The sequence below is a fragment of the Epilithonimonas sp. JDS genome (assembly GCF_021261315.1).
Lineage (GTDB): Bacteria > Bacteroidota > Bacteroidia > Flavobacteriales > Weeksellaceae > Epilithonimonas.
Genome location: NZ_JAJSAX010000010.1, coordinates 1 through 20,147 on the forward strand (window position 1 = coordinate 1; position 20,147 = coordinate 20,147).

Consider the following 20,147-nt stretch of genomic DNA (forward strand, 5'->3'; position numbering starts at 1 on the left):
GTATGCTTCAATTCGTTTCTCGTTAATCTAGTTTAATATCGTACATTTTTTGAAAAATGATTGTTAGATTTTTATTTTGGGCAGCTATTTCCGCCTTCCGTTCCCGCTTTTTTTGTCATTGCGAACAAAGTAAGGCAATCATTTGAACGATTCAGCAATCGCAATGACGAAAAAGAGCTCCACTCAAGTCGGGCTGCAGATTCAGTGTAAAACACGAGATTCCTTTTTAAAGAAAGCTTAGGTGTTCTTCTTCACATTATTATAGAAACTTAAAATTTCTCAAGTGTCAAAAGTTCTCGTGATTTTAGCTCTCCGTATTCTCCCTCAAAAGCTCAAACAAATCTTCCGCGCCACCATCGAATTTCTTTCCATTCACAAAGAAAGAAGGTGTTCCGTTCACGCCGCTCATAATTCCGCTTTCAAAATCTGAATCAACCTTATCTGCCAATGCTGTACTTTCCAAATCCTTTTCAAATTGAGGAATGTTCAGTTTTAATTGTTCCGCCAATTTTATCAATAAGTTCTCATTCAAATCTCTCTGATTTTCGTAAATCGCATCGTGCATTTCCCAGAATTTCCCCTGAAGATTGGCTGCTTCCGCTGCGATGGCCGCCGGTCTGGCGTATTGATGCATTTCCGAAAGTGGAAAGTTTCTGAAAACAAATTTGATTTGACTTCCAAATTCTTTCATCAACTCTTTCAGAACCGGATAAGCGGCGCCACAGTATGGACATTGATAATCGCCGTACTCTACGATAACGAGGTCAGCTTCTAAGTTGCCTTGTGCGTGGTCAGCTTGGCTGACAGCTGGTTTTAGTGACATAATTTATTTTGTGTTAAGGGTTTCTAAAGCATCTAATATTCCGTCTGCGCCAGGATTGATGGCCGTTGGCGACAGATAACTCCATTCGATGATGCCGTCTTTGTTGATGACAAACAAAGCGCGTTTACATTCACCTTCTTCTTCATCATAAACACCATATTTTTTAGCAATTTCTCCTTTCGCTTCAAAGTCTGCGAGTAAAGGGAAGTGTAAATTTCTGGATTGTGCAAATGCGAGATGACACCATTTGCTGTCCACAGAAATTCCGAAAATCTCTGCATCGTATTTCTTAAAAAACTTCAGAGTTTCATTGTACAAAGCCATCTGGTCGCTGCAAACCGGACTCCAGTCGGCGGGATAAAAAGCAAGGATGACATTTTTTCCTCTGAATTCTGAGAGTGTAATTTTCTGGTCTGGCGTTGCGTACAATGTAAAATCTGGAGCAACATCGTTTTTCTGTAACATAATATTAGTTTTTAGTGTTAATTCTTGAAATCAGTATTCCGCAAATCATCAGTAATAATGCAGGAATCATCAAAGTCCATTTTCCAAAATAATCGAGTAGGAAAGGAGCGATAAACGCACCGGATAAAAATCCTATCCACAAAAGCAAAAGATGGATGGCATTGGATTGATACGCTTCTTTTTCAACTTTATCATTGGTCATCGTCAGCATTGCGGTGTTCCTTGCCAGGCTGTTCAAAGTTCCTGTCACAAAATCTGTATTTACCTTTTGGTTTCCTACAGAAGTTACAATCGTGTTCATCATTCCCATTGAAAATCCGACGATTGCAATGGATAACAAATTATTGATATCATAAAAATAAGCAATAATTGAATAGAAAATGAGAATTCCGGAAACAAGATGAAAAGTTAATATTTGGTTCTTAATTCTCTTCCATAATGAAAGACAGGTTCCGGCGTAAATTCCTACTAGAAAACAACTTATGACTGTAATTGATGTAATAACGATTCCATACTTTCCTGTTGAAAGCGCCGCTCCCAATGAAGTGGTATTTCCACTCATAAAAGAGACATACGTTTTCCACTGAATCAATCCTGTTGCATCAATATATCCTGCAATCAAAGCTAAAAATATCGCCAATCTCTCTTGCATCTTAATCGATTCAGAAGAAACGGAATAGTTTGTTTTAATGACAGAATTATGCATTTTTTAGAGAGATTGAGTTATAATCTTATTTCTTGGGCTGAATGAAAACTTTCTCAGCCGGGAATTTTTCGATTTCGCCTTCTTTCAAACCAAAATTAGTAATGACAACGTCTTTTGGATTTCCCGACAGCCATTCGCTCAAATCAATCGATTCATATTTTCCGCTGTTGAAACCAATCAGAATCCTACAAACCGTGTCGCCTATATTTTTGATGTAATGTCCGGCTCCCATTGGAACATAACCCACATCTCCGGCACTGAACTGCTCTGTAACACAAGTAGATTCTGCAAGGAAAACTGACATCTCTGCTTGTCCTGAAATAAAATATTGCCATTCGTCCGCATTCGGATGCCAGTGCATTTCTCTTAAAGCGCCCGGCTGCAATTCCAAAATAGAACCCGACATTGTACTGCTGATAGGGAATTCTTTACTCGTTACCAATCTTTGCAAACCTCCGCCTGGAACAATTCTCGGCTGTTGGGAATGCAAAGGATAACGGTGAAAACTCGTTAATTCGATATCAGATTCATTCGGACGAGCTTCAGCAACGAAAGACATCTCGTCAGGAACAATTCCCGTTGCGAAGTAGGCTTCTTTTTGAGGTAAAGCCGCAACTTCTTCTAAAGTTAAATTTAAATTCTGAGCGACAATTTCAGGTGGTACAGAAGAAACAAAATCCGTCACGCTGAACGTATGGTCTTCAGAAAAATTACCGTTATCAAAAATCAAAATGAAATGACATTCCTCGGTTCCTGTTGCCTGAATCGAGTGACCGTAACCTTTTGGAAAATACCAAACATCGCCCGGCTCAAAATTGTCTGTATAGCTATGTCCGTCCGGATGAATAATCGTGGTACGAACCGTTCCCGAAATCACGTAAGCCCATTCTGCCGCGTTGGCGTGCCAGTGCAATTCTCTCATACTTCCCGGTTGCAGTCTCATAGAAACGCCTGCAATCCCAATAGATGCTGGGAAATCTTTTACAGAGGCGCCTCTTGTAGTTCCGCCGTCGTTGGTTCTTGGTTCTTTTTTCTCGAGTTCGTATCTGAAACTTAATGATGCAGTATTCATAATGATAAGTTTTTGTGATGAATGATAGTTTGTCTTTATTTCTACTGTAAAGCTACCTCGGAATCACAAGATTTTGAAGTGCTTTTCGGTGAATGGGCAAAATGAGTCGGTGGGAATTTGAAAGGAGTAGTTGGTATCTTTGGAATAAAGAAAATAGAGGAGAGATAATAGACTTTCAATTCGAATTTTATCGATTGAGATTCCTAACGACGTCCATTTTAATTAATAAAAAATCCTTCTCAATTTAACTTGGGAAGGATGATTATTTAATTGATAAAAGAATTTATTGAAAGGATAAAGATTTTTTTCTTGTAGGTATCGTATAGTAAGCCGAAATCACAATACCAGGAATCAACATTGAAACCAATCCGAAACGAGCAGAAATCAAAGCGCCAAAGACACATCCAATCAAAAAACCTGTTAGAAGTAGCAATGATTTCTTTAGTTCGATTAATTTTTCAAGAGTATGTTGTGTAGAGATGTAAGAGAAAAAATCAAGGATGGCTTTGGTCACATTGCCTGTCATTACCGTCGTCGGGCCAAAAGCAGAATTGGCGTATAAACGGGTTACCGTATTCTGGATTCCCATCGAAAAGACAATCAGCATCAGCATAGAATGATACATAAATCCTGTTGCAATATGATTTTGTTTTAATAAAAAAGCAATACAACCTGCAACAATCAAAAATATACCGATAGATGCAAATATTCCTTTTTCATTTTTATAAAGGCTATCCATTTTTCTGGTCAAGATGACTGCCATTATGAAAACGGGAAAGCTGGCAAGATTGCTAAAATCACGCAATTGCGGGTGGTTCGATAATTTGTACGCAAAAACCACAAAATTCCCTGTGATATGGGCAGAGAATAATCCATCTGCAACCGTAAAAGTGCTTGTATCGACAAAACCTGCACTGAAAGCCATAATCAGGGACGAATAGAAGATAGCATCTCTTTTCATTGGTTATCAGTTTTAAATTTTTGCTATCTTACAAGAATAATCTTTCCTGTATGTGAACCGTCTTCAAGCAATCGGTGAGCTTCCGCAGCTTCTGAGAAAGGAAATGTTTTGAAAATGACAGGTTTGAACTGTTTAGATTTAATTAAAGGCCAGACATTTTTCTGAATTTCTTTAGCCAATTGTTTTTTGAACTCATATTCACGGCTTCTCAAAGTACTTCCTGTAACGGTCAGGCGTTTGGTCATCACTTTCCAAATATCAAGGTCTACACGACTGCCACTTACCGCATTGATGTGAACCAATCTCCCTTCAGGTTTTAAAATGTTGATGTTTTTGGCCAGATAATCACCGCCAATCATATCAAGAATGACGTCGACACCTTCATCTTGAAGTTCGGTTTCAAAATTCTGGGTCTTATAATTAATGTAAGAATCTGCGCCGAGTTCAAGGCATTTTTTGCCTTTTTCGTCAGAACCGACTGTGACAATGACGGTTGAACCCAATGCGTGCGCAATCTGAATTCCCGTGATTCCAATTCCGCTGTTTCCGCCGTGAAGCAAAAGGGTTTCTCCAGGTTGAAGATTTCCTCTCTGAAAGACATTAGACCAAACGGTAAAGACTGTTTCCGGTAAGCTTGCCGCCTCAGCAAAACTTAAATCTGCAGGAATGGGTAAACATTGACCTTCTCTCACGCTAACATATTCTGCGTAACCGCCACCTGCCAACAATGCACAGACTTTGTCGCCAACGGTAAAATCTACGACATCAGGTCCGCATTTTACAATGGTTCCGGCAACTTCCAATCCTGGAATTTCGGCGGAAGCTCCTTCTGGTGCAGGATAATTTCCTTCACGCTGAAAAACATCGGAACGGTTGAGCCCCGCTGCTTTCACTTCGATTAAGACCTCGTCTCCGGATATTTCGGGAGTAGGGTATTCCTGTAATTCCAATACTTCAGGACCTCCAGGTTTTGTAATAACGATTGCTTTCATTTTTTTAAATTTTAATATCAGATTCTTTCAAACTCTCCTCCAGGTCAATTGATGGGTCACCAATCGTGAATTGCTGGTGAATGGTTTCTCACTTTCAAGATGCAGAAAACCATCTTTAAAGATAACGATTCTATTCTGCGTTTGCCCCGTCCAGTTGGGAAAAAGTGAGATGTACATCGTGTGACTCACCAACTGTTTTTCATCATCCGTTTTGAATGGTCCCGAATACGCAAGATAGGTTGAGCCTTCCTGTGTATATTCTTCCGGCGTGGCATTGGTCCAATGTTCCTGATGAAAGTTTTTCCGGTTCGTATCCATAATTTGTGCCGACATATAACCGTCGGGATTATACATAATCAGCCCTTTCGGATTTTCACCCATCGGATGGGTAATTTCTCCACCGTATACAGGAACTTCGATGAGCTCTACCAAAGTCCAGGTTCCTACAAGTTTTTCAAAGAGTGTTTCCATAACTTTAAAATGAAATGAGCGTACCGAGATACGCCCATTATTTTTTTTGAATTAGAAAGGTTGGTTGTATTTTCCGGTCAACGCTTTGTTTTCGATACTTTTTGCAAAGTTGGGCGTTTCCTCGTGGTTATGGGCGTCGGAAGCGGCTTGTCTGGAAGCTGCGGCATCAGCTAGATTCACGTTGTGTTCTTTCAGATATTCGAACATTTCAGGAGTGGCAGTGGCGTGGATTTCGTTGGTGTACAATGTCGTGTTATCATCGATTTTTGTGGCTTTCAGTTCCCATAAAACCTGAACTTTGGTACGGCCGCCTTTGGTGATGGAATCTGAGATGGATAACATTCTGCAGTAATCCGGACGGTGTTCAACGGCAACATAATGCTGAACCATCAAAGCATCTCCGATTGTTTCGACGTTTAAAGAAACAGGTTCGCCATCATACGTGGTAGAAATGGCGGCTCCGATGTGCTGCGTGGAGCATCTTTGATATTCTGCATCGGGAAGGTTGAGTAGCCAATCTGCGATGTTAACTTTTTCGATTGGGGCATTGATAATCGCTGTAACTGTAGAGTGGGACAATGCATTTTCTGGTGTTTGAATAATTTCCATAATGTTTAGAATTTTAAATTGTTTGTATCTGTTAATTTGATGATGTAAAGCTACATTCAACAAATTTCAAAATCAATTGATGTTCGATGAACAGGCGGAAAGTGTCGTTGAATGGGTGTTGAAATTTATTAATGAATGGAAAGAAATAATAAACTTTAATATGAATCAAGTTTGTCATTCCGTAGGAATCTAAATTATTATTTTAAATTCTGCATTGAGATTCCTACGGAATGACAAAACGTGAAAATTATCTTTATTATAAACAAAAAAATCACTGCATTTTACAGTGATTTTTGGTTTTGAAAGATTTACATTAATTCAAATTATTTATAAAGCCACTTCCTAATCAACTTCGTATAATTCGGCATCACCACATAAATCACCAGGAAAACCAGACAGCCTGTACTCACCAACGTATCAAAATACCGATTGGCAGGAATATTCATTAATCGTAAGGAGGGCAATAACAGCAATTGCATCAACAAGGATAAAGGATAAATGGCAGACCACGTCGCCAGATATTGTTTCCAACGAACCGGAACTTTGTTGTCTGTTTTTTCACCATAAAAAAGAAAATCGAGACCGGATTTGATTTCGTAATTGTCTTCTTTTGTGAATAACGGATGGGCTTTGTCTATCAATTTTCTTCTGGTATCAGATTCCATCCAGTTTCGGAGATTTTCAATTGTATCAAAGCGGATAATAACGGTGTAAACAAACGTCAGATTTGCAATCGGTCGAACGATTTGCCAGTCGATGAAACCTTTGGCACTTTTGGAAACGGGCAGAATTTCATCAAGCCATTTTTCATATTCGGATTGTTTACCGTCGAGAACGTGGTGCGTGATGACCACCGATGCGCCTTGTGTTTCCATAATATGTTAGGTGTTAAAAAATCAATAGGGATGGGCTTTAGCCTGTTCATTACTGAAAAATAATAGGGTAGGCTTTAGCCGAAACTTAATCTAAATTGGCTAAAGCCGAGTTTATTTACATTTTAATCATCGGGCTAAAGCCCGACGCAATTGATGAGCCTTTAAAGCGATTTCATAAACAATTTAGTTTCGAAGAAAGATTTCAGCAAAATATCTTTTACTTCTTCCAAAGCTGTTTTTGATGCCGGATTTTCTTTGGTTGTTAATTCTAAAATGTCTAATTTTTCCTCTAATAAAGTTAGCAAACCCATTATCGCCACACTCGATTTTAAATCGTGGGCTCTCAATTTCAGCAATTTAAAATCTTTATTTTCATAAGCCAGTTTCAGTTCCTGTAAATGAGTCGGGACATTATCTAAAAACTGCTGCGTCACGGTTCTTTCAAAATCTTTGTCGCCATTGCTGATAGACTTCAAATAACTAAGGTCGATGAACTCATAATGAGAAACGGTTTCTGTAGTTTTTACTTCGGTTTTTCCGTTTTCTTTCAATCCGAAACTCGAGATTAATTTGAATAACTCTTCCTCTTTTATCGGTTTAGAAATGTATTCGTTCATTCCACGGCTCATACATCTTTCGCGTTCGCCGGCCAAAGCGTGTGCGGTCATTGCGATGATAGGCGTGTTCAGTTTAAGTTCGTCACGGATGGTTTGTGTGGCAACGTAACCGTCCATTTGTGGCATCTGAATATCCATTAAAACCAAGTCACAGTCGTTGTTTCTGAGAAATTCTACAGCTTCCAGACCGTTGTTTGCGGTTTCAAAATCGATATTCCATTGTGACAGAAGATGTTTCATCAGACTTTGGTTGATAGCGTTGTCATCCACGATTAACACTCGCAAAGGCGCGTTTGTTTTATCTTTAAAATAATCGGTATCAACTTTCGGAACTACATTCAGCTGTTCTTTCGCAATTGTATAAGGAATGTAAAAATGAAAAGTCGTGCCTTTTCCCTGTTCGCTTATCACTTCGATATCGCCGTTCTGCAACTGAATCAGACTTTTCACAATCGATAATCCAAGTCCGGTTCCGCCGTAATTTCGGGTCGTCGAATCTTCGCCTTGATTGAATCTTTCAAAAACTTCAATGAGTTTTTCTTTATCAATTCCGATTCCGGTGTCAGAAACTTTAAAGCCAACAACAACTTCATTTTCGTTCTGTTGTTTATTGTAAATTTCGATGTTAATGTTTCCCTGATGTGTAAATTTGATGGCATTTCCGATGAGGTTGACCAGAATCTGAGTCAGTCTTGTTGCGTCACCATTCAAAGTATCAGGAATGGACGAATCTATTTTACTGGAAATCGTTAATCCTTTTTCTTTGGCTCTTTCTACAAAAAATGTTTCGACTGAATTCACCAATCCATTGATGCTGAATATGCCTTTGGTAATGCGCATCATTCCGGCTTCGATTTTCGATAAATCTAAAATATCATTGATAATCGCCATTAGATTTTCCCCCGAACGCTGAATGGACGAGACAAATTCTTTCGAAGTTTCATCCAAAGGTCTTTTCTGCAAAAGGTTCGTAAAGCCCAAAATTCCGCTCAGAGGCGTTCTGATTTCGTGACTCATATTGGCGAGGAAATTTTCTTTGGTTTGTGCAGCAACCGACGCTTTTTTCTCTGCAACATCCAATTCCTGAATCAACAATCGCTGACGTTTGAACTGGCGAAGAATGTGATAACCGACAATGGAACCGCTTAAAATTAAAAGAATCAATAAGGAAATATCATATAATCTCGCTTTTTGTCCCATCGCTTCAGTCTCTTTGCTGAGGTCAACCATATGAAGTTTTCGGCTTTCGTAGATTTTTGCAGTGATGGAAGTGATTTCATTAGAGATTTTTCTGGCTCTCGGGTTGGCGATGGAAGTGTTGTCGTCCATATTTCCAAGGGTGTGATAACGGAGCAGTAATTTGTCTTTCGTCTTTTTCTTTTCCATCGCAAGAACGCTCAATCTATGTATCCACTTTTCTTCCACATCGTCTGAGTTATCTTTGGAAAGTGAATCGAGAAAGTTTTCTATCTGACTGATTTTTTGGTCGATTCCTTCGAGATGAGTGGTGTCGTTGGTGGCAATGGAAGCTCTGATTCTGCTTTCAACACCGAGAATATCACGGTCGATTTCACGCAGATGATTGCTGGAACGCAACTCGTTGAGAAGTCGGTTGTTATTTTGGATGAGCTCTTTGGTATTTTTAGCCGAATTGATTTGAACCGCTATCAACAGGAGAGAACCCGCAATAAATGTGAGGATGATGAAATAACTGAACCGTCTGTTTCCCATTACTGAGGATATGTTTTTCATAAGTGTCTGTACTTATTTTGAATTGTTGAAAACGACTTGGAATTGTAAAACCACTCCGTCAAAAATTCTATGATTTTTCGCCACCCCTCCAGAGGAGGGGAATTTTTACGCTCTGATTGGAACGTTGAATCTCTCGCAGCCCGACTTGAGCGGAAATCCTTTTTTGCTTGTTCTTTAGTTCTATTTAGACTGAAATCGTCTGCAAAAAAGATTGGGAGCGGAAGGCGGAAATAGCTGCCCAAATCACTCACAAATAATTAGAAAACATTCATTCTCGTGTTGAGAGCCTTTCTGTAAGCATCTGCGACGGGAATGAATTTTCCGTTTATCATAATTCCACCGTCCTGAAGGGTGTCTATTTTGCCAACAGAAACGATGTAAGACCGATGAACTCTGATGAAATGGTCTTTCGGAAGACGTTCTTCCGCTGTTTTCATCTTGCCGTGGATGGCGAACATTTTTTCTCTTGTGTAAAATTTCACATAATCGCCCATTGCCTCCGCATAAAAAATATCGTCGAGCTTCAAACGCCTTGTGATATTGGAATCTCTTACAAAAAGGAACTCATCTTTGGTGACTTCCACATCTTCTTTTCTGCTTTCCAGAATCGATTGCGCTTTGCTGACGGCCTGTAAAAATCTCGCTGGCATCACGGGTTTCAGGATGTAATCTGCGATATTCAATTCGAAAGCTTCGAGTGCGTAATCTTTGTTGGATGAGGTGAAAATGATGATAATGTCTTTCCCTGAAAGGTTTTTAGTAAGTTCGATTCCGGTCATTTCCGGCATTTCGATATCCAAAAATATCAAATCTACTTGATTGTTCTGCAAATGGTTGTAAGCTTCAATAGCGTTGGAATATTCATTGACAATCGTCAGATTCGGAACTTGTTTTGCCAAATGCGCCAAAGTGGTTCTTGCGATATCGTTGTCATCAACAATTAAAGCTTTCATAGGGATAGTTTATTATGGTTGACACAAATATAATTATTCCTTTTCTTATTTTCTTTAATTTCTGAAGTAAGAGCGTATCATCCAAGCCATTTCTTCGTGCGTTTCTATCAGGCTTGTGATGAAGTCGCTGGAGCCGTAATCTTTGTATTTTTCAGCAAAAGGCGTCACATTTCCTCTTAAAAAATCGATAATACTTTCGTGGTCTTTTAGTAAATCTTTCATATAGCCTAATCCATCATTGGTTCTGTCGCTGTACTCTGTAAGATGCGTTAATTCTAAATAAGCTTTCATAGTTGCAGGTGCGTAATGTCCGATTTTTCTTAGACGTTCTGCAACGCTGTCAATCAACTCGTCCAGCTGTTTGTACTGCTCTTCAAAGAAAATATGATTGGCGTGGAAATTATCGCCGGTCACGTTCCAGTGGGCATTTCTTGTTTTGATGTAAAGTACCGTTTCGTCAGCTAAAAGTTTTGCCAATTGTTCTGCAACAGCTTCTGTGTTTTGCTCTGTAAGTCCGATGTTTGTTTTCATAATTTTAAGATTTAAGTAGGAGCGGTATTGCTCTTTTTCTGATGTAAAGTTCAGAATGAATCTTAAAAAAGTGATGAATTTTTCGGTGAACGGGCAAAATTGGTCGTTGAATTTACAGGTTAAATCTTTAAAAATTCTTTCTGTGAGAATGTCACAAAATGAGATTTATTAAACTAGTTAAATGTACAGCATTTTCCATCGTCCTAAATTTGTCCTAACAAAATTAAAGAACAAACAAAATGGAAAATAGAATTTTAGGATTGCACCACATTACAGCAATCGCAAATAATGCAAAAAGAAACTTAGATTTTTATACTCAGGTTTTAGGTTTAAGATTAGTAAAGAAAACGGTGAACTTCGATGACCCGGGAACTTATCACTTTTATTTCGGGAACAAAACCGGAACTCCGGGAACAATTTTGACATTTTTTCCTTGGGAAGGAATTGGGCAGGGAACCAACGGAACAGGTTTGGCAACACACATCGGATATTCTGTTCCAAGAGGAAGTTTAGGATTCTGGAAAAACAGATTACAGCAATTCAATGTCAATGCTGAAGAAGGTGAAATATTTGGTGAAAAACTGATTTCATTCAAAGACCCGGACGGACTTCAATTACAGTTCATCGAATCATCAACTCCGGATGACAGAAAAATCTGGACGACCGATGACATCAAGGATGAGAACGGTTTGAAAGGTTTTCACAACGTTACTTTAAGCCTGAAAAAAGCTGACCCAACCATCAAGGTCCTGACTGATATTCTTGGATATGACCTTCAAAAACAAGAAGGCGAAAGATTCCGTTTTGCGACAGGTGCAATAGAAACTGCAAACCTTATCGATATTATTGAAAATGATAAAATTCCTTTCGGTAGAAATGCCGCCGGAACCAATCACCATATCGCTTTCAGAGTATCAAATGATGACATCTTGATGGAATATCGTGAAAAAGTAATGTCTGCGGGATTAAGCATCACACCGAAAATCGACAGAGACTATTTCTACTCTTTATACTTCCGTGAACCGGGTGGTGTTTTATTCGAAATCGCAACAGACAATCCAGGTTTTACTGTAGACGAACCTTTGAGTGAATTGGGACAAAATTTAAAACTTCCGAAACAATACGAAGCAATGCGTTCTCAAGTAGAAGAAGCGTTACCTAAATTATCATAGTTCACTCTTTTTAATTTATATAATTAAAAAATTAGTAATCATCAACTTTAAACTTTAAATCAAAACAATTATGGCACTCATCACAGGACTTCACCACGTCACCGCCATCACAGGCGACGCACAGGAAAATATAGACTTTTACACCGGAGTTTTAGGACTTCGATTAATTAAGAAAACCGTCAACTTCGATAATTCTGAAGTATATCATTTTTATTTCGGGGACGAGTTTGGAACGCCGGGAACGATTATGACGACTTTTCCGTACGGAAAAGGTCTGGCGAATGGAAGACACGGCAAAGGAATGCTGAATACAACGGCTTTTTCCATTTCAATGGATGCTCTGGATTATTGGCTGGAAAGGCTGGATAAATTCAATATTCCTTACAAACAGGCACAGCAAAGGTTTTCGGGTGAAGTTTTTATTTATCTGGAAGATTTTGACGGGCTAGGTTTGGAGTTGGTTTTCAATGAAAAAGATGACAGAAAAGGGTATGGTAACGGATTGATTCCACAAGATTTTGCCATCAAAGGTTTCCATCACGTTGAGATTTGGGTAGATGCTTACGAAAGAACTGCCGCACTTTTGACCACACAAATGGACCACCAGTTAATTGCTGAAAGCTCTGACAGATTCAGATTTGGAACGGAAGATAAACCCGGGAAATATGTCGATTTGCTTTGTACGCCCAATTCTCTGAAAGGTTTGGCTGGAAGAGGAACGGTGCATCACGTTGCTTTTGCGACTCCCGATATGAAATCACAATTGGAAATGATTGAAAGACTGAACAAATTTGGTTTGCAGCATACTGAAGTTAAGGATAGAAAATACTTCACTTCCATTTATTTCAAAGAACCTGGCGGAGTTTTGTTTGAAATTGCGACTTCAGGGCCTGGTTTTGATATTGATGAAGAATTGGCATCTATTGGTGAAGATTTGATGCTGCCGGAACAGTTTGAAGAAAACAGAGGCCACTTAATAGATGTTCTTCCAAAAATTAATTATCCAACAGAAAAATTTAAATAAAATGAATCATACTTTAGATATAAAAACAAGCGGAAAATCATTGAATGAAGCTGAAAAAGTTTTGATAATGATTCACGGAAGAGGCGGAAGCGCACAGGATATTCTGAGCTTATCCCAACATTTGAATGTGGAAGATTATGCTTTATTGGCTCCACAGGCAACGAATGGAAGCTGGTATCCATTGTCCTTCATTGCACCGGTTGAGCAAAACCAACCTTGGTTGTCATCAGCCCTCGAAACCGTTGGTAAAACTGTGGAAACGGTTTTGGATGCAGGAATTAAGGCTGAAAATATTTACTTTTTCGGATTTTCCCAGGGTGCTTGTTTGACATTGGAATTTTTAGCAAGAAATGCACAGAAATTTGGTGGAGCAGTAGCCATAATCGGTGGTGTTATTGGAGAAAAAATCAACCGTGAAAATTACAAGGGCGATTTTGCACAAACCCCGATTTTACTGGGAACAAGCAATCCGGATTTCCACGTTCCGGTAGAAAGAGTTTACGCAACAGCGAATATTCTGAAAGAGATGAATGCCGATGTGACGGAGAAAGTCTATGCAAATTTCGGACATTCCATCAATCAGGAGGAAATGGAACTGGCAAATTCTATCGTTTTTAAATAGATTAAAGATTTTACACATTAGATATCAGACGTCAGATTTAAAATGAAATAATATAGAAATTACTAAAATATTCAGTGACGAAAATGGAGAATCTCATTTCGAAGACATCGAAATTCCGTTAATCAATCAGGGAGAAATTGGATATTTATCCGAAGATATTTATGTTAAAAAACTTCAATTCAGAAAAGTTTCTGCTGATTACGACTACGATTTTCATCACGCTCCGCAAAAGCAATATATTGTACTTTTGAATGGCGGTGTGGAGATTGAAACTTCTCTTGGTGAAATCAGACAATTTCAAACTGGCGAAATCCTTTTGGTTGAAGATATTTCGGGAAAAGGCCACAAAACCAGGAATCTTGAAAAGAAAGAGCGGACATCGTTATTTATTCATATTTAAAATTAATTAAACATAAACACTTATGAATACATTAAACTTTTTGGTCATCGGAAAGAATCAGGAAATTCTTGAGACCTTAAAAAGAATTATCGAAAATAATGAAGGCTGGAAAGCAGAAATCGAGAACGATGAAACGGTCTGCTACGATTTTATTAAAGACAATCAGGTAGATATTGTGCTGTTGAGTTCCGGTTTGGATGAGGAGTTTGAAAATGATATTAAAATATTTTGCACAAACTTAGAGAAAGAAGTAAAGGTAATCGACCATTACGGCGGTGGAAGTGGACTGTTGAAGAATGAAGTTTACAGTCTTTTTCCTAATTTGCAGCCGTAAACTTAATTTATGTTTGAAAATATCATCAAGAACGTTACCCGTTTTATCAGTCTGAGCAGTGAAGAGGAGAAAATATTCACCGATTTATTGGTCTGTGAAACCATTCCGAAGAAAACAATTTTGTTGCGGGAAGGTGAAATCTGCCAGTTTGAAGGCTTCATTCACAAAGGTTGTTTGAGGGCTTATTACCTTGATGATAATGGCTTTGAAGTGACGATTTTGTTTGCCATAGAAGATTGGTGGATAAGCGATATCGCCTCGTTTCAGGACCAGAAACCTTCCAATTTATATATTGAAACAATTGAAGATTCGGAGATTTTTATGCTGAATCCGACCACCAAAGAAAAATTGTTGCAGGAAATTCCGAAATTCGAAAGGGTCTTCAGAATGTTGGTTCAGAGAAATCTCTTTACCCTTCAAAACCGATTGGTGAATACCATTTCCAAAAGCGCATCAGACCGATATCTGGAATTTATCAAAGTATATCCTACGATTCCGCAGCGGGTTGCGCAATATTATATCGCTTCTTATCTGGGCGTTTCTAAAGAATTTGTAAGTACGATTAGGAAGCGTTTGGCGACGAAAGACAAGTAATAATTACACAAAAATATTCCCTCCACTGGAGGGGTGGCGAAAATTCAAAGAATTTTTGACGGGGTGGTTTATATATAGTGTGTAAACTACCCGCCTTTTTGTTTCACAAAAATCCACCCCTTCAGAGAAGGGGAATTTAGCTTACTATTTTTTTGCTTTAAATGTATTTATTAAACTAGTTAAATGCACAGCAATTTCCATCACCATAAATTTGTCCTATCAATAACGAATAAATAATAAAACAGATATGGACAGAAAAGATTTTTTAAAGAAAGGATTACTCGGAACAGGAATGTTCGTAGCAACCGCATCATTGGGAAATACAATGAAAAATGAGATTGACGAAATCGAACCTTTGGAACCAATCGGATACAATCATTTACCGAATACAGATTCAAAAATCAAAGACAATTCTGTGATTCACAAAGCAGATTCCAGAGGGAAGGCAGACCACGGTTGGTTGGTGAGCAATCATACCTTCAGTTTTGCGAATTATCACAATCCGGAAAGAATGCATTTCGGTGTATTAAGAGTGTTGAATGATGATAAAGTGGAGGCGGGACGAGGCTTCGGAACGCACCCCCACGATAATATGGAGATTATCAGCATACCGTTGGAAGGTGATTTGGAGCACAAAGACAGTATGGGAAATTCGGCGATTATCAAGAGTGGAGACATTCAGGTGATGAGTGCCGGAACCGGACTTATGCATAGCGAATTCAATAAAAATAATGACAGTTTGGTGAAGTTTCTGCAAATCTGGGTGTATCCAAACAAAAGAAACGTGAAACCGCGATATGACCAGATTACTTTAGATAAAACAAAAAGTCAGAATCAATTCCAGCAGATTCTTTCTCCTAATTCGGATGACGAAGGAGTTTGGATTCATCAAGATGCTTGGTTTCACTTAGGAAACTTCGAAAATAATGTTGAAACCAATTACCAAATCAAGAAAAAGGGAAATGGTGTATATGCATTTATCTTAAAAGGAAGCGCGGAAATCGAAGGACAAAAAGTGGAAACAAGAGATGGTTTTGGCGTTTGGGATATTTCCGATTTGAACGTTAAATCAACTTCAGAAGGTAGTGAAATTTTATTGATGGAAGTTCCAATGACGATGTAGTTCGAAAACTGCATAAGTAATTCTTTTCTTCTGACTATTTCTCTTTGTAATGACCGGTCGACAATTTTGAAAAAAACATCAGAATTCAGGTGGATGTATATAACGGCATTATATTGGGTTACTGTTGTTACGTAACGGCTGTTACATTGCTGTTTTGAAAAATCAAAAAAATTAGACGTGTCAAAATTATCGGATTTAGTCCTATCTTCTCAGATATTAGGTAAAGCATCTATAGCAGAAGCTGCCAAAACAGATTCTGTAACTTCCTTTCCTGAAAAAACTTTAGTAAAACTAAAATCCTCAAGACTTTTAACCGCAAGTATTCCTGAAGAATTTGGAGGATTGAATCTAGGCTTGACTCCCGGGACAAATTTGGCACTGCTTAATATTCTGAAAAATATTGGCAAAGGAAATCTGGTGATGGGACGGATATTGGAAGGCCATATCAATGCGCAGATTTTGATTAATCAGTTCGGTAATGTAAAGCAGAAAAAGCTTTTTTCATCAGAGGCATTTGAGGGTCACCTCTTTGGTGTCTGGAACACACAGGCTACGGATGGAACTTATTTTTCTAAATCGAAAAGAGGTGTCTACTTTTTAAATGGCTCAAAAACATTTACGACCGGAGCTGGATATGTGACCCGGCCTATCGTAACTGCTGCCAGGAAAGATGGCTCGTGGCAGATGTGTGTAGTTCCTTTTGAAAATGAAACCGCTAAGATAGATTCTAGCTGGTGGAATCCAATGGGTATGCAGTCGAGCAGAAGCTTCAAAACAACATTCACGAAAACCAATATTCCAAAAATAAATTTACTAGGTTCACCGGGAGAGTACTATCAACAGCCAGGTTTCAGTGGTGGTTCCGTACGATTTGCAGCCGTTCAGCTTGGAGGCGCGGAACAGCTATTGGATGAAACTAAAGCCTATTTAGTTGCATTGGACAGAATTCAGGATCCTTTTCAAAAAATGAGATTAGGTCAGATGGCAATAGCAATAGAATCTGGAAACCAGTGGCTAAATGGCGCGGCTGTAAAAATGGATGACTATTTGAGGGAACCCACAAAAAGAAATGGCGAAGATTTTATTTTTCTCAGCAATATGATGCGTACGGCCATAGAGCAAATCTGCACAGATGTAATGATTCTTTGTCAAAAATCTGTTGGGGCGCGTGGACTTAACAGACCATATCATTTCGAACGCATAATCCGTGATCTAAGTACGTATCTCCGACAGCCAGCTCCTGATGCTGTTCTGACAGAAATTGGCAGTTTTATACTTAATTCTGATACACCCGCAACTGACATTTGGAATCAAATTAAAAAATAATGATGAATTACAACACTAATTATAGTAAAGTTCCTTTGGCACCTGAGCACTGTGCTGCTGGATTCGGGACGACATTGATTGTCGCACCACACGCAGACGATGAAAGTTTAGGATGCGGCGGCGTGATTTCACTACTACACAAATATGGGCAGACCGTTTATATTATGCTGCTTAGTGATGGAACGATGTCTCATCCAAACAGCAAGCAATATCCTGCTGAAAAATTGAGGGATCTACGTGAACAGGAATTAATTGACGCTTGTTCAGTTCTTGATGTACCAAAAGAAAATATTATTTTTTGCAGATATCCGGATAGAAATGTTCCGTCAATTGGCGACGTAAGATTTGAAAATACGGTTAGCAGCATATCTAAAATGATGAATATAATAAAGCCTCACAGTATTTTTGTGCCTTGGCGACGGGATCCTCATCCCGACCATCAAGCCGCCTTCCAGCTGGTCAATTCTGCTGAAACTGCAAATGCGAAGATATATGAATATCCAATTTGGTTAGAAGAATTGGGAAAACCTGGAGATGAGCCCAATCAGGAAGAATCGATGCCGTTCCGACTGGATATCAGTAGTGTGCTTTCCCAAAAACAAAAGGCAATTTCACAGCATCGCTCGCAGATAACGCGCATGATCAATGATGATCCGGAAGGATTTATGCTTTCGCCAGAGATGCTCAGGCAATTTAATATGCCATACGAAACCTTTTTTATCTCAAAATAATGGAAAAAAAACAATCTTTAGATTCTCAGTACTTCAAAGACATCTATGAAGCTAATGAAGACCCCTGGAATTTTGAAACGAGCGAGTATGAGGCGGGCAAATATGCAGCGACAATCTCAGTTTTGCCAAAGCAACACTATAATAAGACTCTGGAAATAGGCTGCTCCATTGGTGTTTTAACGCAACTTTTAGCCCAAAAAAGCAACTTTTTACTGGCTACTGATATTTCCCAGAAAGCTTTGGATCTTGCCTCCAGACGCTGTGCAAATTTGAATAATATATCCTTTAAAAAACTAAATTTTAAAGATGAACTGCCAGATGACAGATATGATTTGATTATGGTATCCGAGGTTGCTTATTATCTTTCACCTGCTGACTGGCAGATGGTAATAACCAAATTATATGAAAAATTGAACTTTAATGGCAATATTGTTCTGGTCCATTGGCTACCTGAGGTGCATGATTATCCTCAAACTGGAGATGAAGTACACAGCAGTTTTGAAAAAATAATGCAGGATAGGATGAGCAATGTTTTCAGCGCAAGGGCGGAAAATTACAGAATTGATGTTTGGGAAAAAGCGTGATGAGAATAATCCATAAGCCTTGACTCTAAATCCCGGATCGCAGTATCTATAGGTACTGCAGCGGATTTTTGTAAAAAAGTTAGTTTCTTTTGATTCAATTTTCCATACCACTCTCCAAAGTAAGATGAACTGTTGTACCAATCGAAAATCTCATCATCAAAAAATATCTCTGGTACCATTTCTCTTGTCTTTTCAAAAAAATCTGACTTACTCATCAGATTTTTAGAGTTCCAGAGATCCATTAAAAATCGTTTTAAAGTAAGCCTGCGTATAATGGACGTGCTTGGCTCTACCAAAAAGTCTTCCATTCTCAGACCTAGATTTTTCCATTCATTAAGCTGATATGAAAGACCAATTTCCGCACGGCCGATGCACCGAGCGGAAGTTTGAACAATTACTTTGTGACTGTGCCTGAACTTTGTATCGATCTTTTCCAATCTGTCATAAAAAGCACAATCCTCCAAGTGCGTGACGTCAGGAACACCTCCGGATCTCTCATAAGATTCACTGGTAATTGCAAAACTGCCATTAAAATGCTGATGATGCCGGGGAGCCGGATCATGTTCCGGATTGACGATTATGCCTTCCAGGGCGGAAATTAGAAGCTGATATTTTTCATCATTCAAATGATGCTGACGAGTAAATTCATCCAGATTATCCAGTTCGTCAGGATAAAGTAATATTCTTCCTCCTACAGCCTCTGCGCCGTTCTCAATTTCAAGTTTTGTCTGTGTGATCCAATCCCTCGAAACCGTTGTGTCAGCGTCAGTTGTCATAATGATTCCTCCGCCGTTCCTAATTAATCTTGAGTATGCACAATCCATTAATTTTCTCCTGACATAACCAATATTAGCCTTTTCTTGTGTCAATGTTATTTCCTGTAAATATAAATTCACAAAAGGATTTTCCAGCTGGAAATCCTTAATCAGCTTGACCGACGAATCTGTGCAGTTGTTAGCTAAGACTAAAATTTCGAATTGTAATAGGTCTAAAGACTCGCCATCTCTGTCTACTTGTTCACAAAAGGGCTGCAATGTTCTCAAAATATAGCCTTCTTCATCTTTTACAGGAATAACAATACTGGACGTTACTGTTGGTAATATCGGGTATTGGGAAAAATAATGATTTCCTGAATGAATATGATCGTCGGTCATTTATTGAATTTTGATTGATGCGATATTGAAACGAGATAGAAGTGTAGAAAAAATCATCGAAATAATGGAAGATTTTTCTTAAAACAATTAAAAAATTATTTGCAATTCTGATACCATTTATCTCAGTGATTATTTGATATTTAATCATTTGATTTCATAAAATGTTGTTTTTTTTTGTTATTTTTATTAGACCAAAATGATGTCATACATTATGTAGTTCTACCTATTTTTTTGCACCTTCACTGAAAGTCAAAAC

Annotated in this window: 23 protein-coding genes; 10 read left to right on the forward strand and 13 right to left on the reverse strand. The window is 38.6% G+C overall.

Translation table 11 applies throughout. The features are described 5' to 3' along the window. Positions 1–304 precede the first annotated feature (304 nt). The 12 genes from LUD75_RS18065 to LUD75_RS18120 all read right to left on the reverse strand — a co-directional run bounded on the left by LUD75_RS18065 (position 305) and on the right by LUD75_RS18120 (position 10,827). Positions 305–823 (reverse strand): DsbA family protein, encoded by a 519-nt coding sequence (locus LUD75_RS18065; protein WP_232707204.1) that lies wholly within the window; start codon positions 821–823, stop codon positions 305–307. Between the two features lie 3 nt (positions 824–826). Further along, complete coding sequence (locus LUD75_RS18070; RefSeq protein WP_232707205.1) at positions 827–1,288, reverse strand: redoxin domain-containing protein; 462 nt, start codon at positions 1,286–1,288, stop codon at positions 827–829. A gap of 4 nt (positions 1,289–1,292) precedes the next feature. After that, the gene (locus LUD75_RS18075; protein WP_232707206.1) at positions 1,293–1,994 is read right to left on the reverse strand and encodes a YoaK family protein; all 702 of its coding nucleotides are present in this window, start codon (positions 1,992–1,994) and stop codon (positions 1,293–1,295) included. 25 nt (positions 1,995–2,019) lie between these two features. Beyond that, positions 2,020–3,066 (reverse strand): cupin domain-containing protein, encoded by a 1,047-nt coding sequence (locus tag LUD75_RS18080; RefSeq protein WP_232707207.1) that lies wholly within the window; start codon positions 3,064–3,066, stop codon positions 2,020–2,022. 283 nt (positions 3,067–3,349) lie between these two features. Continuing rightward, the gene (locus tag LUD75_RS18085) at positions 3,350–4,027 is read right to left on the reverse strand and encodes a YoaK family protein (protein ID WP_232707208.1); all 678 of its coding nucleotides are present in this window, start codon (positions 4,025–4,027) and stop codon (positions 3,350–3,352) included. Between the two features lie 23 nt (positions 4,028–4,050). After that, on the reverse strand, positions 4,051–5,019 hold the full coding sequence (locus LUD75_RS18090; protein WP_232707209.1) for an NAD(P)H-quinone oxidoreductase: 969 nt from the start codon (positions 5,017–5,019) through the stop codon (positions 4,051–4,053). A gap of 27 nt (positions 5,020–5,046) precedes the next feature. Next, complete coding sequence (locus LUD75_RS18095) at positions 5,047–5,490, reverse strand: lipocalin-like domain-containing protein (protein ID WP_232707210.1); 444 nt, start codon at positions 5,488–5,490, stop codon at positions 5,047–5,049. Between the two features lie 51 nt (positions 5,491–5,541). Next, positions 5,542–6,099 carry a hypothetical protein gene (locus LUD75_RS18100; RefSeq protein WP_034974811.1) on the reverse strand — a complete coding sequence of 186 codons (558 nt, stop codon included), beginning with the start codon at positions 6,097–6,099 and terminating at the stop codon, positions 5,542–5,544. A gap of 323 nt (positions 6,100–6,422) precedes the next feature. Then, positions 6,423–6,974 carry an antibiotic biosynthesis monooxygenase gene (locus LUD75_RS18105; protein ID WP_232707211.1) on the reverse strand — a complete coding sequence of 184 codons (552 nt, stop codon included), beginning with the start codon at positions 6,972–6,974 and terminating at the stop codon, positions 6,423–6,425. 161 nt (positions 6,975–7,135) lie between these two features. Continuing rightward, positions 7,136–9,343, reverse strand: a complete 2,208-nt coding sequence (locus LUD75_RS18110) for a hybrid sensor histidine kinase/response regulator (RefSeq protein ID WP_232707212.1) — start codon at positions 9,341–9,343, stop codon at positions 7,136–7,138. 257 nt (positions 9,344–9,600) lie between these two features. After that, positions 9,601–10,296 carry a LytTR family DNA-binding domain-containing protein gene (locus tag LUD75_RS18115; RefSeq protein ID WP_209912448.1) on the reverse strand — a complete coding sequence of 232 codons (696 nt, stop codon included), beginning with the start codon at positions 10,294–10,296 and terminating at the stop codon, positions 9,601–9,603. Between the two features lie 54 nt (positions 10,297–10,350). Beyond that, positions 10,351–10,827: a DNA starvation/stationary phase protection protein gene (locus LUD75_RS18120; RefSeq protein WP_232707213.1), complete on the reverse strand. Its 477-nt coding sequence runs from the start codon at positions 10,825–10,827 to the stop codon at positions 10,351–10,353. Positions 10,828–11,066: 239 nt separating this feature from the next. Between LUD75_RS18120 and LUD75_RS18125 the strand changes: the two genes are divergently transcribed. The 10 genes from LUD75_RS18125 to LUD75_RS18170 all read left to right on the forward strand — a co-directional run bounded on the left by LUD75_RS18125 (position 11,067) and on the right by LUD75_RS18170 (position 18,737). After that, positions 11,067–11,999, forward strand: coding sequence for a ring-cleaving dioxygenase (locus LUD75_RS18125; RefSeq protein ID WP_232707214.1), 933 nt, complete (start codon positions 11,067–11,069; stop codon positions 11,997–11,999). 70 nt (positions 12,000–12,069) lie between these two features. Then, positions 12,070–13,023, forward strand: coding sequence for a ring-cleaving dioxygenase (locus LUD75_RS18130; protein WP_232707215.1), 954 nt, complete (start codon positions 12,070–12,072; stop codon positions 13,021–13,023). A 1-nt stretch (position 13,024) separates the two neighbouring features. Continuing rightward, positions 13,025–13,645 carry a dienelactone hydrolase family protein gene (locus tag LUD75_RS18135; RefSeq protein ID WP_232707216.1) on the forward strand — a complete coding sequence of 207 codons (621 nt, stop codon included), beginning with the start codon at positions 13,025–13,027 and terminating at the stop codon, positions 13,643–13,645. Between the two features lie 247 nt (positions 13,646–13,892). Then, positions 13,893–14,045 (forward strand): hypothetical protein, encoded by a 153-nt coding sequence (locus LUD75_RS18140; RefSeq protein ID WP_232707217.1) that lies wholly within the window; start codon positions 13,893–13,895, stop codon positions 14,043–14,045. A gap of 22 nt (positions 14,046–14,067) precedes the next feature. Beyond that, on the forward strand, positions 14,068–14,379 hold the full coding sequence (locus tag LUD75_RS18145) for a hypothetical protein (protein ID WP_232707218.1): 312 nt from the start codon (positions 14,068–14,070) through the stop codon (positions 14,377–14,379). A 9-nt stretch (positions 14,380–14,388) separates the two neighbouring features. Continuing rightward, a complete protein-coding gene (locus tag LUD75_RS18150; protein WP_232707219.1) occupies positions 14,389–14,973 on the forward strand; it encodes a Crp/Fnr family transcriptional regulator in 585 nt (194 codons plus the stop codon). Positions 14,974–15,220: 247 nt separating this feature from the next. Next, on the forward strand, positions 15,221–16,096 hold the full coding sequence (locus LUD75_RS18155; protein WP_232707220.1) for a pirin family protein: 876 nt from the start codon (positions 15,221–15,223) through the stop codon (positions 16,094–16,096). A gap of 177 nt (positions 16,097–16,273) precedes the next feature. Then, positions 16,274–17,422 (forward strand): acyl-CoA dehydrogenase family protein, encoded by a 1,149-nt coding sequence (locus tag LUD75_RS18160; protein ID WP_232707221.1) that lies wholly within the window; start codon positions 16,274–16,276, stop codon positions 17,420–17,422. Continuing rightward, the gene (locus LUD75_RS18165; protein WP_232707222.1) at positions 17,422–18,153 is read left to right on the forward strand and encodes a PIG-L deacetylase family protein; all 732 of its coding nucleotides are present in this window, start codon (positions 17,422–17,424) and stop codon (positions 18,151–18,153) included. Before LUD75_RS18160 ends, LUD75_RS18165 begins: the two co-directional genes overlap by 1 nt. Next, positions 18,153–18,737, forward strand: coding sequence for an SAM-dependent methyltransferase (locus LUD75_RS18170; protein ID WP_232707223.1), 585 nt, complete (start codon positions 18,153–18,155; stop codon positions 18,735–18,737). The genes LUD75_RS18165 and LUD75_RS18170 overlap by 1 nt, the downstream gene beginning before the upstream one ends. Here the strand turns inward: LUD75_RS18170 and LUD75_RS18175 are convergent. Further along, positions 18,707–19,891 carry a glycosyltransferase family A protein gene (locus LUD75_RS18175; protein ID WP_232707224.1) on the reverse strand — a complete coding sequence of 395 codons (1,185 nt, stop codon included), beginning with the start codon at positions 19,889–19,891 and terminating at the stop codon, positions 18,707–18,709. The genes LUD75_RS18170 and LUD75_RS18175 overlap by 31 nt on opposite strands. Positions 19,892–20,147: the final 256 nt, after the last annotated feature.

Coding starts and splice junctions, on each gene's coding strand:
- LUD75_RS18170 (WP_232707223.1), top strand. CDS start 18,153: ATGGAAAAAAAACAATCTTTAGATTCTCAGTACTTCAAAGACATCTAT.
- LUD75_RS18165 (WP_232707222.1), top strand. CDS start 17,422: ATGATGAATTACAACACTAATTATAGTAAAGTTCCTTTGGCACCTGAG.
- LUD75_RS18110 (WP_232707212.1), bottom strand. CDS start 9,343: ATGAAAAACATATCCTCAGTAATGGGAAACAGACGGTTCAGTTATTTC.
- LUD75_RS18135 (WP_232707216.1), top strand. CDS start 13,025: ATGAATCATACTTTAGATATAAAAACAAGCGGAAAATCATTGAATGAA.
- LUD75_RS18080 (WP_232707207.1), bottom strand. CDS start 3,066: ATGAATACTGCATCATTAAGTTTCAGATACGAACTCGAGAAAAAAGAA.
- LUD75_RS18085 (WP_232707208.1), bottom strand. CDS start 4,027: ATGAAAAGAGATGCTATCTTCTATTCGTCCCTGATTATGGCTTTCAGT.
- LUD75_RS18070 (WP_232707205.1), bottom strand. CDS start 1,288: ATGTTACAGAAAAACGATGTTGCTCCAGATTTTACATTGTACGCAACG.
- LUD75_RS18105 (WP_232707211.1), bottom strand. CDS start 6,974: ATGGAAACACAAGGCGCATCGGTGGTCATCACGCACCACGTTCTCGAC.
- LUD75_RS18115 (WP_209912448.1), bottom strand. CDS start 10,296: ATGAAAGCTTTAATTGTTGATGACAACGATATCGCAAGAACCACTTTG.
- LUD75_RS18125 (WP_232707214.1), top strand. CDS start 11,067: ATGGAAAATAGAATTTTAGGATTGCACCACATTACAGCAATCGCAAAT.
- LUD75_RS18130 (WP_232707215.1), top strand. CDS start 12,070: ATGGCACTCATCACAGGACTTCACCACGTCACCGCCATCACAGGCGAC.
- LUD75_RS18075 (WP_232707206.1), bottom strand. CDS start 1,994: ATGCATAATTCTGTCATTAAAACAAACTATTCCGTTTCTTCTGAATCG.
- LUD75_RS18065 (WP_232707204.1), bottom strand. CDS start 823: ATGTCACTAAAACCAGCTGTCAGCCAAGCTGACCACGCACAAGGCAAC.
- LUD75_RS18145 (WP_232707218.1), top strand. CDS start 14,068: ATGAATACATTAAACTTTTTGGTCATCGGAAAGAATCAGGAAATTCTT.
- LUD75_RS18095 (WP_232707210.1), bottom strand. CDS start 5,490: ATGGAAACACTCTTTGAAAAACTTGTAGGAACCTGGACTTTGGTAGAG.
- LUD75_RS18100 (WP_034974811.1), bottom strand. CDS start 6,099: ATGGAAATTATTCAAACACCAGAAAATGCATTGTCCCACTCTACAGTT.
- LUD75_RS18175 (WP_232707224.1), bottom strand. CDS start 19,891: ATGACCGACGATCATATTCATTCAGGAAATCATTATTTTTCCCAATAC.
- LUD75_RS18120 (WP_232707213.1), bottom strand. CDS start 10,827: ATGAAAACAAACATCGGACTTACAGAGCAAAACACAGAAGCTGTTGCA.
- LUD75_RS18090 (WP_232707209.1), bottom strand. CDS start 5,019: ATGAAAGCAATCGTTATTACAAAACCTGGAGGTCCTGAAGTATTGGAA.
- LUD75_RS18155 (WP_232707220.1), top strand. CDS start 15,221: ATGGACAGAAAAGATTTTTTAAAGAAAGGATTACTCGGAACAGGAATG.
- LUD75_RS18150 (WP_232707219.1), top strand. CDS start 14,389: ATGTTTGAAAATATCATCAAGAACGTTACCCGTTTTATCAGTCTGAGC.